The 14,531-nt window shown below is 65.8% G+C and carries 18 protein-coding genes; 10 read left to right on the top strand and 8 right to left on the bottom strand.

Annotation, left to right across the window (positions count from 1 at the left end):
• Positions 1 to 19: 19 nt before the first annotated feature.
• The 3 genes from CFB43_RS10620 to CFB43_RS10610 form a co-directional block, all read right to left on the bottom strand.
• Positions 20 to 607, bottom strand: coding sequence for a BPSL1445 family SYLF domain-containing lipoprotein (locus CFB43_RS10620; protein WP_039367021.1), 588 nt, complete (start codon positions 605 to 607; stop codon positions 20 to 22).
• Between the two features lie 230 nt (positions 608 to 837).
• Positions 838 to 1,287 (bottom strand): hypothetical protein, encoded by a 450-nt coding sequence (locus CFB43_RS10615; protein ID WP_179254817.1) that lies wholly within the window; start codon positions 1,285 to 1,287, stop codon positions 838 to 840.
• A gap of 281 nt (positions 1,288 to 1,568) precedes the next feature.
• On the bottom strand, positions 1,569 to 1,859 hold the full coding sequence (locus tag CFB43_RS10610) for a PsiF family protein (protein WP_043188161.1): 291 nt from the start codon (positions 1,857 to 1,859) through the stop codon (positions 1,569 to 1,571).
• Positions 1,860 to 2,120: 261 nt separating this feature from the next.
• Here CFB43_RS10610 and CFB43_RS10605 point away from each other — a divergent pair, with 261 nt between their 5' ends.
• On the top strand, positions 2,121 to 3,143 hold the full coding sequence (locus CFB43_RS10605; RefSeq protein ID WP_089495019.1) for an asparaginase: 1,023 nt from the start codon (positions 2,121 to 2,123) through the stop codon (positions 3,141 to 3,143).
• Positions 3,144 to 3,243: 100 nt separating this feature from the next.
• Here the strand turns inward: CFB43_RS10605 and lysM are convergent, their stop codons facing one another.
• The 5 genes from lysM to gcl form a co-directional block, all read right to left on the bottom strand.
• Entirely contained in the window at positions 3,244 to 3,714 is a 471-nt protein-coding gene (gene lysM / locus CFB43_RS10600; RefSeq protein WP_039367010.1) for a peptidoglycan-binding protein LysM, read from the bottom strand.
• An 11-nt stretch (positions 3,715 to 3,725) separates the two neighbouring features.
• Positions 3,726 to 3,851: a hypothetical protein gene (locus CFB43_RS38795; RefSeq protein WP_256093589.1), complete on the bottom strand. Its 126-nt coding sequence runs from the start codon at positions 3,849 to 3,851 to the stop codon at positions 3,726 to 3,728.
• Positions 3,852 to 4,179: 328 nt separating this feature from the next.
• Entirely contained in the window at positions 4,180 to 5,073 is an 894-nt protein-coding gene (locus CFB43_RS10595) for a 2-hydroxy-3-oxopropionate reductase (RefSeq protein ID WP_089495018.1), read from the bottom strand.
• A gap of 41 nt (positions 5,074 to 5,114) precedes the next feature.
• A complete protein-coding gene (gene hyi, locus CFB43_RS10590; RefSeq protein ID WP_011657073.1) occupies positions 5,115 to 5,924 on the bottom strand; it encodes a hydroxypyruvate isomerase in 810 nt (269 codons plus the stop codon).
• Positions 5,925 to 5,967: 43 nt separating this feature from the next.
• Positions 5,968 to 7,743 (bottom strand): glyoxylate carboligase, encoded by a 1,776-nt coding sequence (gcl, locus tag CFB43_RS10585; RefSeq protein WP_089495017.1) that lies wholly within the window; start codon positions 7,741 to 7,743, stop codon positions 5,968 to 5,970.
• Positions 7,744 to 7,915: 172 nt separating this feature from the next.
• Between gcl and CFB43_RS10580 the strand changes: the two genes are divergently transcribed.
• The 9 genes from CFB43_RS10580 (at position 7,916) to CFB43_RS10540 (ending at position 14,531) form a co-directional block, all read left to right on the top strand.
• A complete protein-coding gene (locus tag CFB43_RS10580) occupies positions 7,916 to 8,827 on the top strand; it encodes a LysR family transcriptional regulator (RefSeq protein WP_089425595.1) in 912 nt (303 codons plus the stop codon).
• Positions 8,828 to 9,004: 177 nt separating this feature from the next.
• The gene (locus CFB43_RS10575) at positions 9,005 to 9,646 is read left to right on the top strand and encodes an RNA polymerase sigma factor (RefSeq protein WP_089495016.1); all 642 of its coding nucleotides are present in this window, start codon (positions 9,005 to 9,007) and stop codon (positions 9,644 to 9,646) included.
• Positions 9,636 to 10,526, top strand: a complete 891-nt coding sequence (locus CFB43_RS10570; protein ID WP_089495015.1) for an anti-sigma factor family protein — start codon at positions 9,636 to 9,638, stop codon at positions 10,524 to 10,526. The genes CFB43_RS10575 and CFB43_RS10570 overlap by 11 nt, the downstream gene beginning before the upstream one ends.
• Positions 10,527 to 10,769: 243 nt before the next feature.
• Complete coding sequence (rpsF, locus tag CFB43_RS10565) at positions 10,770 to 11,144, top strand: 30S ribosomal protein S6 (RefSeq protein ID WP_006402295.1); 375 nt, start codon at positions 10,770 to 10,772, stop codon at positions 11,142 to 11,144.
• 40 nt (positions 11,145 to 11,184) lie between these two features.
• Entirely contained in the window at positions 11,185 to 11,484 is a 300-nt protein-coding gene (priB, locus tag CFB43_RS10560; protein WP_011657069.1) for a primosomal replication protein N, read from the top strand.
• A gap of 4 nt (positions 11,485 to 11,488) precedes the next feature.
• Positions 11,489 to 11,764: a 30S ribosomal protein S18 gene (rpsR, locus tag CFB43_RS10555; RefSeq protein ID WP_006486248.1), complete on the top strand. Its 276-nt coding sequence runs from the start codon at positions 11,489 to 11,491 to the stop codon at positions 11,762 to 11,764.
• A 27-nt stretch (positions 11,765 to 11,791) separates the two neighbouring features.
• Positions 11,792 to 12,244, top strand: a complete 453-nt coding sequence (gene rplI / locus CFB43_RS10550) for a 50S ribosomal protein L9 (RefSeq protein ID WP_021156519.1) — start codon at positions 11,792 to 11,794, stop codon at positions 12,242 to 12,244.
• A 139-nt stretch (positions 12,245 to 12,383) separates the two neighbouring features.
• Complete coding sequence (locus CFB43_RS10545; RefSeq protein WP_006486249.1) at positions 12,384 to 13,766, top strand: replicative DNA helicase; 1,383 nt, start codon at positions 12,384 to 12,386, stop codon at positions 13,764 to 13,766.
• A gap of 138 nt (positions 13,767 to 13,904) precedes the next feature.
• Complete coding sequence (locus CFB43_RS10540) at positions 13,905 to 14,531, top strand: DUF47 domain-containing protein (RefSeq protein ID WP_089495014.1); 627 nt, start codon at positions 13,905 to 13,907, stop codon at positions 14,529 to 14,531.

Below are 14,531 nucleotides of genomic sequence, written 5' to 3'. Positions count from 1 at the left end.
CACGGGCGGTGCGCGAGCGTCAGATCTTCAGCTTCGTGACCTTCGTGCCGTTGATCGACACGTCGCCCATCAGGCCCGCGTTCGTCAGCACGACGACCTGGACCGGCGCGGTGGCCGTGGTCGTGTCGACCGCGCCGTTCGCGCCCATCTTCACGAGCGCGACCGATGCGCCGGCGCCGGCCGCCCAGCCGTCCGAGCCGCGGAATTCGTCGAGCGCTTCCTGCGTCATGAACAGGAACACGATCGCCTTCGACTGCGCGCCGGCCTGCAGGCCGACCGACAGCGACGACGTGTTGTAGTAGCCGACCGTGCTGCCGCCGACGCGCAGTGCGCCGTTGCCGGACTGGCCGCCGACGATGAAGCCGGCCTGGATGACGTCCGGGAAGACGAGCACGCCGCGCGACTTCGCGACGAGTTCGCGCGAGCCCTTGACCGTGGAGTACATGCGCGACAGCGTGGCGTCGACGCTCGAGTCGATTGCCTGACGCTTCGACGCGTTCGTTGCGGCGTTGTCCGGCTTGTCCGGGGTGGTGGTGCAACCGGTGAGCGCGAGGCTACCGACGATGAGCGCAGCGGCGGCTTTCAGCACAAGATTCCGTTTTTGCATCGTTCTTCTCCATCGGATGATGTTCGGAGTGAGTCTCGCTCAGGGAGCGGATCACGTCGGCAGTTATATCACAGCGGATTACAGCCTCTTTTCGTTGCGACGTGAAAAAGCGTCAAATCGCTCGGGGATGTCGCGGCGCGCCAACGGACGAACCGGCACCCGCGCGCCGACGTCGTATCGGCATGCGGGAAACACGATGGTCGATCGGATGGCGGCGCCTGCCGCGCGCATCAGTGCGTGACGGGTGGAACAGGCGGCTTGATCGGCGGGCGGCGCAGCGCGCGGCGGATCAGCGCGATCACGACGCCGCAGGCGAACAGGAACGCGGCCGGCACGACCCAATAGCCGACGAACGCATGCCACAGATAGCCTGCGAGCGTATTGCGGCGCACCACGTATTCGTCGCGGGCCGCCTGCTGGCGCGGCGCATTGGCGGCGAGCACGTCGGCCGGGCAGCCGGCCGCGCGCGCCTCGTCAGATTCCCCGTGGCACTTCGCGGCGGCGCCGGCGGCCTGCTGCGCATCGGTGAGCTGCCAGGTGGTCAGCGCGAGTTGCAGGTCCGCCTTGTTGTACGCCATCTCCTCGCGGATCTCGCGCACGGCGACGATCGCGACGGGCACGGCCCAGAATACGATCACGATCAGCCAGCGGCGGAACCAGCGGTGTTGTCTCCATGCCATCCATGCCTCCGTTTGACGCGTGTGCGCGTCTGTCTCGAGGGCGGCCCGATGGCGCTTCTTGTACTTGGATGGGCCGCGTTGCAGCCATCATAGAAGAAAACGCGGCGAATTGCCGCACCATGTGGCGGCGCCGGCACGGCGGGCCGGGAAAGCGGGGCGGGAGGCGTCACAAATGCGCGGAAGAAACGCGGGGGCGGGGCGCGTCGATGCGCGTGCAACGAAAACAAAAATGCCGCGCCCGCCGAAGCGGTGCGCGGCATTCGATACGGGAGCGCCGGAACTCAGGCGGCCGGCTGGCTGCTCAGGCAGCTCTTCATGAACGCCTTGCGGTCGTCGCCTTTCTTGCCGGTGGCCTGCGTGTTGCACGCCTTCATCTTTTCCTGCTGCGACATGGCTTTCGCGGGCTTCGCCGACAGGCAGTCCTTCATGAACGCCTTGCGTTCATCGCCCGTCTTGCCGGCTGCCTGGGTGTTACAGGCCTTCATCTTGTCCTGCTGGCTGTTCGCCGCGAACGCGGGGGAAGCCAGCATGCCGCCGAGAAGCACTGCGGCTACGAGCGATTGGATTTTCATTTCGACACTCCCATGGGGTGAATTGCGTGTGATCGACGCCGCCACGAAGCACCGTGCAATGAGGATAGGGTCGCATCGCACAGCGCGCTCCGATTATGGCAAATCAATGTGAAAACACCAAAACGGCACTTTCTATAACGTTGCGGACGCCACGGCCGTTGACGGCACGCGTCACCGGACGATCGGGACAAACCATGATGCGCGGCGGCCGGCCTCGGTCGCCGCGCCGGAACCTGGCCGCAAGCCTTTACAATCGCGGCCATGAACACTTCGAATTCCGCATCCCCTTCGTCCGCGGCGGCCCTGCCGCGCATCGCCGTGCTCGCCACCGGCGGCACGATCGCCGGCGCCGCGCCCGACGCCGCCAGCACGGCCGGCTACCAGGCCGGCGCGCTGGGCGTCACTTTCCTGGTCGACGCGGTGCCGGCGCTCGCGTCCGTCGCGCGCGTCGACGCCGAGCAGATCGCCAGTATCGACAGCAAGGATCTCGCGCTGCCGCTGTGGAATACGCTCGCCGCGCGGATCGACGCGCTGATGGCCGACCCGGCGGTCGACGGCATCGTGATCACCCACGGCACCGACACGCTCGAGGAAACCGCGTATGCGCTGCACCTGGTCGTCGACGGCGACAAGCCGGTCGTGCTGACGGCCGCGATGCGGCCGGCGACCGCGCTGTCGTCCGACGGCCCGCTGAACCTGCTGAATGCGGTGACGGTGGCCGCGCATCCGTCCGCGCGCGGGCAGGGCGTGCTGGTCGCATTCAACAACCGGATCCACGGCGCGCGCGACGTCGTGAAGACGAGCACCTATGCGGTCGATGCATTCCAGTCGCCGGAACTCGGCGCGCTCGGCTGGGTGCAGGACGGCCGGGTCGAATTCGCCCGCCGCGTCACGCGTTCGCGCGACACGCCACTGGCGATCGCCGCCGCGTGGCCGCCTGTCGACGTCGTCGCGAGCTACGCGGGCGTGACGCGGACGGCCGTCGACGCGCTCGTCGCGGCCGGCGTGCGCGGTCTCGTCGTCGCGGGCACGGGCAACGGCTCGATCCATGCGACGCTGCAGGCGGCGCTGGCCGATGCGGTGAACGCGGGCGTCGCGGTGGTTCGCGCGTCGCGCGTCGGGTCCGGGCACGTGATGCGCAACGGCGCGGCGAGCGACGATGCGCTCGGCTTCGTGAGCGCAGGGTCGCTGAACCCGTTCAAGGCGCGCGTGCTGCTGATGCTCGCGCTCGCGAACGGCATTCACGGCCGCGACGCGCTGCAGCGCGTGTTCGATACGCTGTGACCGGCTGACCGATACGCGCGGCGCGGGCCGCGCGCGTCATCATGAAAAAAAGCAGGCCATCGGCCTGCCTTTTTAGCGTCCGTCAGTCCGGCAACAATGCTCAGGACTGCGGCGGAATCACGAGCTTCTGGCCCGGGTAGATCCGGTCCGGGCTCGACAGCATCGGCTTGTTCGCCTCGAAGATCACCGGGTACTTGTTCGCGTCGCCGTAGACTTCCTTGGCGATCGCCGACAGCGTGTCGCCCGGCTTCACGTCGTGGTACTGCACTTCCGGATCGTCCGGCTGCAGATCGTCGTCGTTGACGCCCGCGACGCCTTGCACGTTGCCGGCCGCGACCTTGACCTTGGCCTTCGTGTCGAGGTCGGCGACGCTGCCCGACAGCGTCACGGTGCGCGAGGCGCCGTCGAACGCCACGGTCAGGTTCGACGTGTCGAGACCTTGCGTGTTGATGTAGTTCTTGATGGCATCGGCCGCGGTCTGGTTTGCAGCATTCGGATCTTCCGCGGCTTGCGCATCGGCATGACCCAGCAGTTTTTCACCCGCCTCTTTGATAAACGAAAGAAGACCCATCGTTGCACTCCTTAGGTGGTTGAAAAGAAAACGCGCCGTGAAGTGGCGAAAAAAACACCGCGCTGGGCGCGGTCACCGGAGGTGAACGCTAGCGCGGCGGTTTTCTCGAAAGGCGTGGCGAAAGTGTAGGCGTTCATGACGACGATTGCATGAAAAATCGCACGCTTGAACGTAAAGAAATGTAATACGCGAAATCCGACAGGCGGACACCCGACGACGACGTCTGACCGACCAAGGCTTCCCCGGCGTCGCCGGGTGCCGCTGCGGACCCCACCACGCCGCTCTCAGCCCAGAGCGGCGTTTTTCGCCCCGTCCCGCATGCCATCGGCAGTGCAGGGCGGGGCGCCCCACCGTGATGCGCGAGTGCGTGGCGCCTCGCGCATCGATGCGACCGGCCGTGCCGGTCACGCGTGTCTGTCGCGCGCGTCCGCCATCGCAGCGGAAACGCGCATCGTTGCAGCCGTGTTACGTGGCCGGCGTCTGGCCGATCTCGAAGTTCGACATGATCTCGAGCGCGCGCACGAGTGCCGAGTGATCCCATGTCTTGCCGCCGTGCGACGCACACACGCTGAACAGTTGCTGCGCGCTCGCGGTATGCGGCAGCGCGAGGCCGAGCTTGCGTGCGCCGTCGAGCGCGAGGTTCAGGTCCTTCTGGTGCAGCTCGATGCGGAAGCCCGGATCGAACGTGCGCTTGGTCATCCGCGCGCCGTGCACTTCGAGGATGCGCGACGCGGCGAAGCCGCCCATCAGCGCCTGGCGCACACGCTCCGGGTCGGCGCCCGAACGAGCGGCGAACAGCAGCGCTTCGCCGACCGCCTCGATGTTCAGCGCGACGATGATCTGGTTCGCGACCTTGCAGGTCTGGCCCGCGCCGTTGTCGCCGACGAGCGTGATGTTCTTGCCCATCTTCTCGAACAGCGGCCTGGCGCGCTCGAATGCCGCCTCCGGGCCGCCGACCATGATCGTCAGCGTCGCTTCGCGTGCGCCGACTTCGCCGCCGGACACCGGCGCGTCGAGGTAGTCGCAGCCGAGTGCGTTGATCTGCTTCGCGAATTCCTGCGTGTCGAGCGGCGAGATCGAGCTCATGTCGATCACGAGCTTGCCGGCCGAGAGGCCCTTCGCGACGCCGTCGTCGGCGAACAGCACGTTACGCACGTCCGGCGTATCCGGCACCATCGAGATGATGATGTCCGCGTTCTTCGCGACTTCGGTCGAGTTCGCGACGACCTTCGCGCTCGTGCGCAGGTCGTCCGGGATCGGGAACGCGCCGTTCACGACGAGCTGGTGGTCGCCCTTGAGCAGGTTGCGCGCCATGTGCGCGCCCATGATGCCGAGGCCGATGAAACCGATGGTTGCCATGTGAAAGTCTCCTATAGGGCTGAAAACGGAAAGGGCGGATCTCAGGCGGCGCGACGCGCCGAGCCCGGTGCGCAGCCGGCGACGCTTTGCAGCCAGCCGAGGCCTTCCGTCGTGGTGGTGCGGGGCTTGTATTCGCAGCCGACGTAGCCGGCATAGCCGAGCCGGTCGAGCAGCGCGAACAGGAACGCGTAGTTGATCTCGCCCGTGCCCGGCTCGTTGCGGCCCGGGTTGTCCGCGAGCTGGACGTGGCCGATCGATGCGAGGTTGCGTTCGATCGTCGCGGCCAGTTCGCCTTCCATGCGTTGCATGTGATAGATGTCGTACTGCAGGAACAGATTGTCCGAGCCGACCGCGCGGATCACGTCGAGCCCTTCCGACGAGCGGTTCAGCGCGAAGCCCGGGATGTCGAAGCTGTTGCACGGCTCGACGAGCAGGCGGATGCCTTCGCGCTTCAACGCATCGGCGGCAAAGCGCAGGTTGTCGACGATCGTGACGAACGTCTTGTCGCGCGCCGTGCTGGCCGACGGGATGCCGACGAGGCAGTTCAGCTGCGGCACCTTCAGCGCCTTCGCGTACTCGATCGCACGGCCGACCCCTTCCTGGAATTCGCCGACGCGATCGGGCAGGCACGCGATGCCGCGCTCGCCCTGGTCCCAGTTGCCGGCGGGCAGGTTGTGCAGCACGAGGCGCAGGCGATGCGTCTCGAGCCGCTCGGCGAGTTCCTCTTTCGCGTACGGATACGGGAACAGGAACTCGACGGCGTCGAAGCCCGCGTCGGCGGCCGCCTTGAAGCGGTCGAGGAACGGCACTTCGTTGAACAGCATGGTCAGGTTTGCAGCAAACTTCGGCATGAGCTAAGCCTCTTCGGTCGGTCAGTCAAAAATGTCGTGCGGTTCAGTCGAGCATCGAGATCGCGGTCGGTGCGTGCTCGGCCTTTTCGGCGAGATCCTCGAATTCGTTGATCGCGTCGATTTCGGTGCCCATCGAGATGTTCGTCACGCGCTCGAGGATCACTTCCACGACCACCGGCACGCTGAACTCTTCCGCGAGCGTTTGCGCCTGGCGCAGCGCCGGCTCGATCTCTTCCGGCTTGAACACGCGCAGCGCCTTGCAGCCGAGGCCTTCCGCAACCGCGACGTGGTCGACGCCATAGCCGTTCAGTTCCGGCGCGTTCACGTTGTCGAACGCGAGCTGCACGCAGTAGTCCATGTCGAATGCACGCTGCGCCTGGCGGATCAGCCCGAGGTACGAGTTGTTCACGACGACGTGCACGTACGGCAGCTTGAATTGCGCGCCGGCGGCCAGTTCCTCGATCATGAACTGGAAGTCGTAGTCGCCGGACAGCGCGACGATCGGGCGGCTCGGGTCCGCTGCACGCACGCCGAGCGCGGCGGGGATCGTCCAGCCGAGCGGGCCGGCCTGGCCGCAGTTGATCCAGTTACGTGCCTTGAACACGTGCAGGAACTGCGCGGCGGCGATCTGCGACAGACCGATCGTGCTGACGTAGCACGTATCGCGGCCGAACACCTTGTTCATCTCTTCGTACACGCGCTGCGGCTTGACCGGCACGTTGTCGAAGTGCGTCTTGCGCTGCAGCGTGCGCTTGCGTTCCTGGCATTCCGCGACCCAGGCGCTGCGGTCCTTCAGCTTGCCGGCGGCCTTCCATTCCCGTGCGACGGCGACGAACAGTTCCAGTGCGGCCTTCGCGTCCGACACGATGCCGAGGTCCGGGCCGAACACGCGGCCGATCTGCGTCGGCTCGATGTCGACGTGCACGAACTTGCGGCCCTTCGTATAGACCTCGACGCTGCCCGTGTGGCGGTTCGCCCAGCGATTGCCGATGCCGAGCACGAAGTCGGACGCGAGCATCGTGGCGTTGCCGTAGCGGTGCGACGTCTGCAGGCCGACCATGCCGGCCATCAGCGGGTGGTCGTCGGCAATCGCGCCCCACGACATCAGCGTCGGGATCACCGGCACGCCGATCGCTTCGGCGAACTGGACGAGCAGGTCTTCCGCCGCTGCATTGAGCACGCCGCCGCCCGACACGATCAGCGGCTTGTCCGCGTCGTTGAGCATCGCGAGCGCCTTCTCGATCTGCGCGCGGGTGGCCGCGGGCTTGTAGACCGGCAGCGGTTCGTACGTGTCGATGTCGAATTCGATTTCGGCGAGTTGCACGTCGATCGGCAGGTCGACCAGCACCGGGCCCGGACGGCCCGAGCGCATCAGGTGGAACGCCTGCTGGAACACGCGCGGCACGAGCGCCGGCTCGCGCACGGTGACGGCCCACTTCGTGACGGGCTTCGCGATCGATTCGATGTCGACGGCCTGGAAGTCTTCCTTGTACAGGCGGGCACGCGGTGCCTGCCCGGTGATCGCGAGGATCGGAATCGAGTCGGCGGAAGCGGAATAGAGACCGGTGATCATGTCGGTGCCGGCGGGGCCCGACGTGCCGATGCACACGCCGATGTTGCCCGGGGCCGCACGCGTGAAGCCTTCGGCCATGTGCGACGCGCCTTCGACGTGGCGTGCCAGTACGTGGCTGATGCCACCCGACTTGCGCATGGCCGAGTAGAACGGGTTGATCGCTGCGCCCGGCACGCCGAACGCGGTCTGGATGCCTTCTTTCTCGAGCACGAGCACAGCAGCGTCGACGGCTCTCATCTTGGCCATGAATGTCTCCTTGAATGGGGTGGATCTTGCAAATGGATCTGTTGGGGACAGTTTAGGGATGCAGGAAAGGTTTGATAAGATCAGCCGAAGTCGCTTTTTTCGAAACTAAAAGTATGGAATGACGGCCGGGCGGGGCTTTCCGCCGGTGCCGCCGCAGAGACGGAGACGGGAGATGGATCGCTTCAAGCAGATCGAGACGTTCGTGCGGGTGGCCGATGCCGGCAGCCTCGCGGCGGCGGCGCTCGAGGAGGGCGTGTCGCCGGTGGTGCTCGGGCGGCGCATCGACGCGCTCGAAAAGCGTCTCGGCGTGAAGCTGATGTACCGCTCGACGCGGCGGCTGGTGGTCAGCGAGGAGGGCGCCGCGTTCCTCGAGCGTTGTCGCGGCCTCCTGTCCGAATGGGACCAGGCCGAAAACGAGCTGGCCGCCGGGCGGCGCGCGGTCAGCGGCCACCTGATCGTGTCCGCGCCGGCCGCATTCGGGCGCAAGCACGTCGCGCCGCACGCCCCCGGCTTTCTGGCCGACAAGCCCGAGATGCAGCTGTCGTTCAACCTGACCGACCGCGTCGTCGATCTCGTGCGCGAAGGCTACGACCTGTCGATCCGGATCGGCGGGGCGGTCGATCCGAACTTCGTCGCGGTGAAGCTCGCATCGAACCGGCGTGTCGTATGCGGCACGCCCGAGTATTTCCGCCAGCACGGCCGGCCGAAGTCGCTCGACGACCTGCTCAAGCACAACTGCCTGGCGTTCAACCTGCAGGGCGGGCAGAACCGCGGCTGGTATTTCCAGCGCCACGGCAAGATCGCGACGATGCGCGTGGCGGGCAATCTCGACTGCAACGACGGCGAGCTGCTGCACCGCTGGGTGGCCGAAGGTCTCGGGCTCGGCTGGCGCTCCACGTGGGAGATCGCCGCCCAGCTCGAGACGGGCGAGCTTGAAACCGTGCTCGACGAATATGCGTTGCCCGACTACGACATCCTCGCGGTCTACCCGCAGCAGCGCTACGTGCCGGCGCGCGTGCGCTACTTCATCGACTACCTGCGCGCCGCTTACGCGAGCCCGGGCTACTGGAGCACCACGCCGTAACCGGCGCGGGCGGCCCGGCCGCAGGACCGACCGGCGATTTTTTACGCTTCGGGCGCGCGGCGCGGGAATAAACTCGACGCAACGACGGTAAGGTCATCAAGCGTGCACGTTGCCAGTCTGTCCGGGCGTCGTGCTCGGAACGGGCGCGGCTTCGGCCGCCGGGACCAGGGAGGCCATGTGGGGCAAGCCGGACAGGCGATCGAAGAGCGGTCGGCAGACGACGCGGTGGCGCGCGGCGAGCGGTTTCGTACGCTCGTGCTGCCGCATCTCGACGCCGCGTACAACCTCGCGCGCTGGCTGAGCGGCAACGCCGGCGATGCGGACGACGTCGTCCAGGACGCGTGCATGCGCGCACTGCGCTTCGTCGATTCGTGTCGTGGCGACAACGCCCGGCCGTGGCTGCTGACGATCGTGCGCCACACCTGGTACACGGAATGGCGGCGCCGCACGCATGCGCACGAGGTTGCGCTGCCCGACACGCTCGACGACACCGACGTGCCCGACGACTGGCAACCCGCGACCGACGATCCGCTCGCGCACCTGCTGCGCGGCGAGAACGTGCGGCTCGTGAACGAAGCGCTCGCGAAGCTGGCGCCCGAATACCGCGAGGTGCTCGTGCTGCGCGAGATGGAGGACCTGAGCTACCGCGAGATCGCGGCGATCGCGGACGTGCCGGTCGGCACCGTGATGTCGCGGCTCGCACGCGGCCGGCGCAAGCTCGCCGCGCTGCTGGGCGGCGAGCCCGCACCGGCGGCCGAAGGCAGGCAGGGCCGTACGCCGGCTGGCGGAACCGCATCGGAGGCTATCGATGGACTGTAACGAAGCGCGAGCGTTGCTGGACGCGGACGTCGACCGCGAGCTGTCGGCGCCCGATGCGTTGCGGGTCCAGCAGCATGTCGAAGGATGCGAAGCGTGCCGCCGCGAACGCGCGCGGATCGTCACGCTGGTGCAGGCCGTGCGCCAGGCCGACTACCACCGTGCGCCGGATGCATTGCGGGCCAGCATTCTCGCGAGCCTGCCGGCGGCGGCCGATGCGCCCGTGCGCGAGCAGGCGCATCCGCAGCCCGAACCGCGGTCAACGCCGCAGCCGCGTCCGCGTGGCCGCCGCTGGTTTTCGTGGCTGACGGATCAAGGCGGGGCGGCGCGCCCGGCGTCGGCCGGCATGGGGCCGCGCGTGGCCGCGCTGCCCGGCCTCGGCTGGGGCGTCGCGCTGCTGGTGGCGCTTGCCGCGGCGGGCGGGATGACGTTGTCCGCCCGCCACGCCGACACCGACCGCACGGTCGACGAACTCGTGTCGAGCCACGTGCGGGCCGACCTGTCGGCGCGCGACATCGACGTGATCTCGACCGACCGGCACACGGTCAAGCCGTGGTTCAACGGCCGGATCGACTATGCGCCGCCGGTCGAGGATCTCGCGGCGGACGGCTTCGCGCTGGTCGGCGGCCGGCTCGACTACGTCGGGCGGCGTCGCGTCGCGGTGCTCGTCTACCGTCACCGGCAGCACGTGATCGACGTCTACGTGCGGCCGGCCGGGGAGGGGCCGGGGGCGCCGTACACGACCGTGTCGCAAGGCTACGCGCTCGACCGCTGGGAGGCGGCCGGCATGACCTGGTGGGCCGTGACCGACGCCGAACCGTCGGCGCTCGCGGCGTTCAGGACCGCGCTCGATGCGCGACTCGGCGTGACACGCACCGAGTGACGGCGGCGGGCGGCGGCCTGCCGCCTGTCGCGCGTTTCTGTTCCGACCCTGACCGGGAAATGCGCCCAAGAGCGCCCGACCTGCCCGGGTTCGCCCCCTCAAGTCTTTGAAAACATGGCCGAATCCGCGCACGAACCGTCGATTTGCCTTGCATGCGCCCCGTATCCGGGTTAGAATCTTCGGCTTCTCACTTGCCACACCGGTTCAGACGCCCGGGTGGCTTTAATCCACAAGGAGTGTGTAATGCGTCATTACGAAATCGTATTCATCGTGCACCCCGATCAGAGCGAGCAAGTGCCCGCGATGATCGAGCGTTACAAGACCACGATCACGTCGCACGGCGGTCAGATCCACCGCGTCGAAGACTGGGGCCGTCGCCAACTGGCCTACATGATCGAGAAACTCGCGAAGGCTCACTACGTCTGCATGAACATCGAGTGCGACCAGACGACGCTCGACGAACTCGAACACGCGTTCAAGTTCAACGACGCCGTGCTGCGCCACCTCATCGTCAAGATGAAGAAGGCCGAAACCGGCCCGTCGCCGATGATGAAGGAAGTTCAGCGCGAAGAAGCCAAGAAGGCGGCTGCAGCTCAGCCGACCGAAGCGCAGGCTTAAGTTCGTCATTCATTAAGCCATCAAGGAGCGCGTCACTCACGTGAACAGGTTGCAATTGACGGCAAGCGTCGTCGAACGCGCACCGGTGCGATATACGCCGGCAGGTGTTCCGATCGCAAGCGCCACATTGCATCACCGCACGGAAGTCGTCGAAGCAGGCATTCCCCGTCAGGTCGAAATGACGATCGAGGCGGTGGCGGCCGGTGAGGCGAGCGGCAGGCTGGAGAGTCGTGAAATGGGCGTCGAAACGCTGTTCACGGGCTTCCTGGCAAAGAAAAGCCGCAACGCGAGAACCTTGGTGTTTCACATCACAGCATTGCAGGACATTGGAAAGGACTGAAATCATGCCCCGCCCGACTGGTAAGAAATTCGACAAGCGTCGTCAGCAACAAAACCCGCTCTTCAAGCGCAAGAAGTTCTGCCGTTTCACGGCTGCAGGCGTCGAGCAGATCGACTACAAGGACACGGAAACGCTGAAGGACTTCATCGGCGAAAACGGCAAGATCACGCCGGCTCGTCTGACGGGTACGAAGGCGCACTATCAGCGTCAGCTGGATACGGCCATCAAGCGTGCGCGTTTCCTCGCGCTGCTGCCGTACACCGATCAGCACAAGGCGTAACCAGGCGACGCAATAAGGAGAATTCGAATGCAAATCATTCTGTTGGAAAAAGTCGCCAATCTGGGTAACCTCGGCGACATCGTCAAGGTCAAGGACGGTTACGCTCGCAACTTCCTGATCCCGAACCGCAAGGCTCGCCGTGCAACGAAGGAAGCGATCGCCGAATTCGAAGTTCGCCGCGCTGAACTCGAAAAGATCGCCGCTGAAAAGCTGGCGGCATCGCAGGCAGTCGGCGAGAAGCTGAACGGCCAGTCATTCGAAATCACGCAGAAGTCGGGCGTTGACGGCCGTCTGTTCGGCTCGGTCACGAACGGCGACGTCGCGGAACTGTTGAAGAAGGCAGGTTTCGAAGTCGAGAAGCTGCAAGTTCGCATGCCGGAAGGCCCGCTGAAGATGATCGGCGAGCACAACGTCCAGGTCGCGCTGCATACGGACGTCGTCGTCGACGTCACGATCAACGTGATCGGCGACCACGCGTAAGCGTACGCAAGCTTTCCGGGCGGCTTCCGCCGTCCGGACAAGGGCAGGCGCCCGGGCAACCGGGGCCTGCCTTTTTTATTGCTCGTTCGCCGGTGGCCGGTATGGCGCCGCCCTGTGTAATTCGCGATAATCCCAACCCATGAACGCGCCGCAAGATCCTCAAATCGAATCGCTGAAAGTCCCGCCGCATTCGGTCGAAGCCGAGCAGTCGGTGCTCGGCGGCCTGTTGCTCGACAACGCGGCCTGGGACCGGATTGCCGACTTCCTGTCGCAGGGCGATTTCTACCGCTACGACCACCGGATCATCTACGAGCACATCGGCCGCCTGATCGCGTCGACGCGCCCGGCCGACGTCGTGACCGTGTACGAAGCGCTGACCACGTCCGGCAAGGCCGACGACGTCGGCGGGCTGGCCTACCTGAACGCGCTCGCACAGAACACGCCGAGCGCGGCGAACATCCGCCGCTATGCGGAAATCGTGCGCGACCGCGCGGTGCTGCGCCGGCTCGTGTCGGTTGCCGACGAAATCTCGGCCGATGCGTTCAACCCGCAGGGCAAGGAAGTCCGCCAGCTGCTCGACGAGGCCGAGTCGAAGGTGTTCTCGATTGCAGAAGAGGGCGCGCGCGGCAACCAGGGCTTTCTCGAGATCGGCCCGCTGCTCACGCAGGTCGTCGAGCGCATCGATACGCTGTACCACACGGCGAACCCGAGCGACGTCACGGGCACGCCGACGGGCTTCGTCGACCTCGACCGGATGACGTCCGGGATGCACGGCGGTGAACTGATCATCGTTGCCGGAAGACCCTCGATGGGTAAAACGGCCTTCTCGATGAACATCGGCGAATACGTCGCGGTCGAGTACGGGCTGCCGGTCGCAGTGTTCTCGATGGAAATGCCGGGTACCCAGCTCGTGATGCGGATGCTCGGCTCGATCGGCCGGCTCGACCAGCACCGGATGCGCACGGGCCGCCTGACGGACGAGGATTGGCCGAAACTGACGCACGCGGTGCAGAAGATGAGCGAGGCACAGCTCTTCATCGACGAAACCGGCGGCCTGAACCCGATGGAATTGCGCTCGCGCGCGCGGCGGCTGGCGCGGCAATGCGGCAAGCTTGGCCTGATCATCGTCGACTACCTGCAGCTGATGTCGGGTTCGTCGCAGGGCGAGAACCGCGCGACCGAAATCTCGGAAATCTCGCGATCGCTGAAGAGCCTCGCGAAGGAACTCGACGTGCCGGTGATCGCGCTGTCGCAGCTGAACCGCGGCCTCGAACAACGCCCGAACAAGCGCCCGGTGATGTCGGATTTGCGCGAATCGGGCGCAATCGAACAGGACGCGGACGTGATCCTGTTCATCTACCGTGACGAAGTCTACAACCCGGACAGCCCCGACAAGGGCACGGCCGAAATCATCATCGGCAAGCAGCGTAACGGTCCGATCGGCCCCGTTCGGCTCACGTTCCTGGGGCAATACACGAAGTTCGACAACTTTGCTGGAGCGCAGACCTTCTACGGCGAGTAACGCCGGTTGTAAAGTCCTAAATCGCCAAACGTTGTATCCAATCCCGCCGTGCGCACATGCGCGCGGCGCGGCGCGACCGGAAACGGTACAATACCGCCCGTTTTCGTGACAGTAGTTTGACAATCTCTCAGGAATCCCATGTTCGGTCGATTCATGCCCACCGAGGGCAAGTTCTTTGAACTCTTCAACGCGCACGCGAAGCACATCGTTGCCGGCGGGCGCGAACTCGAACTGCTGATCGACAATCTCGCCGATGCCGAGATTCACAAGCAAAACGTGCAAACCGCCGAGAAGGCCGCCGACAAGCTTACGCACGAGGCGATCGATCTGCTGCACAAGACGTTCATCACGCCGCTCGATCGCGACGAGATCCACAAGCTGATCACGACGATGGACGACATCCTCGACCTGATGGAAGACGTCGCGACGGCCGTGTCGCTGTACGACGTACGTTCCGTCACGTCGGAAGCGAGCCAGCTCGCGCACATCGTCACGCAGTCGGCCCAGCACGTGCAACAGGCAGTCGGATTGCTGTCCGACATGAAGCAGTCGGCGCAGATCCTCAAGCAGTGCGAGGAGATCGACCGCTGGGAGTCGGAAGCCGATCGCGTGTTGCGCGCCGCAATGTCGAAGCTGTTCCGCGAGGAAGACGACGTGAAGACGCTCATCAAGCTGAAGGCGATCTACGAGCTGCTCGAAGAGATCACCGACAAGTGCGAGGACGTCGCGAACATCATCGAAGGCATCGTGCTGGAAAACGCCTGA

The sequence above is a fragment of the Burkholderia sp. AU15512 genome (assembly GCF_002223325.1).
Lineage (GTDB): Bacteria > Pseudomonadota > Gammaproteobacteria > Burkholderiales > Burkholderiaceae > Burkholderia.
Note: the sequence above shows the minus strand (reverse complement) of the source record. Positions and strands in the feature narration are given on the sequence as shown.

Coding starts and splice junctions, on each gene's coding strand:
- lysM (WP_039367010.1), bottom strand. CDS start 3,714: ATGGGTCTTCTTTCGTTTATCAAAGAGGCGGGTGAAAAACTGCTGGGT.
- rplI (WP_021156519.1), top strand. CDS start 11,792: ATGCAAATCATTCTGTTGGAAAAAGTCGCCAATCTGGGTAACCTCGGC.
- CFB43_RS10605 (WP_089495019.1), top strand. CDS start 2,121: ATGAACACTTCGAATTCCGCATCCCCTTCGTCCGCGGCGGCCCTGCCG.
- CFB43_RS10540 (WP_089495014.1), top strand. CDS start 13,905: ATGTTCGGTCGATTCATGCCCACCGAGGGCAAGTTCTTTGAACTCTTC.
- hyi (WP_011657073.1), bottom strand. CDS start 5,924: ATGCCGAAGTTTGCTGCAAACCTGACCATGCTGTTCAACGAAGTGCCG.
- rpsF (WP_006402295.1), top strand. CDS start 10,770: ATGCGTCATTACGAAATCGTATTCATCGTGCACCCCGATCAGAGCGAG.
- CFB43_RS10595 (WP_089495018.1), bottom strand. CDS start 5,073: ATGGCAACCATCGGTTTCATCGGCCTCGGCATCATGGGCGCGCACATG.
- CFB43_RS10615 (WP_179254817.1), bottom strand. CDS start 1,287: ATGGCATGGAGACAACACCGCTGGTTCCGCCGCTGGCTGATCGTGATC.
- CFB43_RS10570 (WP_089495015.1), top strand. CDS start 9,636: ATGGACTGTAACGAAGCGCGAGCGTTGCTGGACGCGGACGTCGACCGC.
- CFB43_RS38795 (WP_256093589.1), bottom strand. CDS start 3,851: ATGAACGCCTACACTTTCGCCACGCCTTTCGAGAAAACCGCCGCGCTA.
- CFB43_RS10620 (WP_039367021.1), bottom strand. CDS start 607: ATGCAAAAACGGAATCTTGTGCTGAAAGCCGCCGCTGCGCTCATCGTC.
- rpsR (WP_006486248.1), top strand. CDS start 11,489: ATGCCCCGCCCGACTGGTAAGAAATTCGACAAGCGTCGTCAGCAACAA.
- CFB43_RS10610 (WP_043188161.1), bottom strand. CDS start 1,859: ATGAAAATCCAATCGCTCGTAGCCGCAGTGCTTCTCGGCGGCATGCTG.
- CFB43_RS10545 (WP_006486249.1), top strand. CDS start 12,384: ATGAACGCGCCGCAAGATCCTCAAATCGAATCGCTGAAAGTCCCGCCG.
- CFB43_RS10580 (WP_089425595.1), top strand. CDS start 7,916: ATGGATCGCTTCAAGCAGATCGAGACGTTCGTGCGGGTGGCCGATGCC.
- gcl (WP_089495017.1), bottom strand. CDS start 7,743: ATGGCCAAGATGAGAGCCGTCGACGCTGCTGTGCTCGTGCTCGAGAAA.